This window comes from Vibrio sp. 1402 (assembly GCF_033340275.1).
The window spans coordinates 1-547 of record NZ_JAWOWE010000589.1 but is presented as its reverse complement, the minus strand read 5'-3'; the positions used below and the strand labels follow the sequence as shown (position 1 = coordinate 547).

Here is a 547-nt window from a genome sequence, read left to right as displayed (position 1 = left end):
CGTTGTTACCGTAGCGATCCCAATGGAACTGAACCTTAATTCGTCCTAGTTTATCGGTGTAGATCTCCTCCCCTGCAGGACCAACTACAACCGCAGTTTGCGGACCATCCACTACTGGAGCCGCCAACTTGGGCGCTTTGAATACAACATCACGTGGAATACACGTGAACTGGTTGTAGTAAGTAGTTGGCATGCCGCTCGCTTCGTCTTCGTGCACTTGTGGGTCTTGCCCTGTGTGCATGACGGATAACATGATGTAATCACGGTTGATTTCAGAGCGAGGATGGTCACTGATGTTAAAACTGTAACCAGACGCCAAACGCATCACATCACTGCTCGCTTCTACTTGCTGATTATCGACAATGTGCTCGGACATCCACTCAGTGGTTCTCATCTGCCCCATTACAGGATCAACATAACGTCCAGGATAATCAAACTGCTTTAAATCTTGGTCCAGATCACCTGCGTGAGTCATCTCTTGCGGGATCTTTGGCTGCTCGTAATTGTAGTCAGTGTAAGTAACCTGACCCGTTCTCACACGGTTAAC

General features: G+C 48.4%; 1 protein-coding gene. It reads right to left on the bottom strand.

Annotation, left to right across the window (positions count from 1 at the left end):
- The coding region (gene tssI / locus R7044_RS27405; RefSeq protein WP_225456250.1) for a type VI secretion system tip protein TssI/VgrG at positions 1 to 547 on the bottom strand (547 nt) is incomplete at both ends.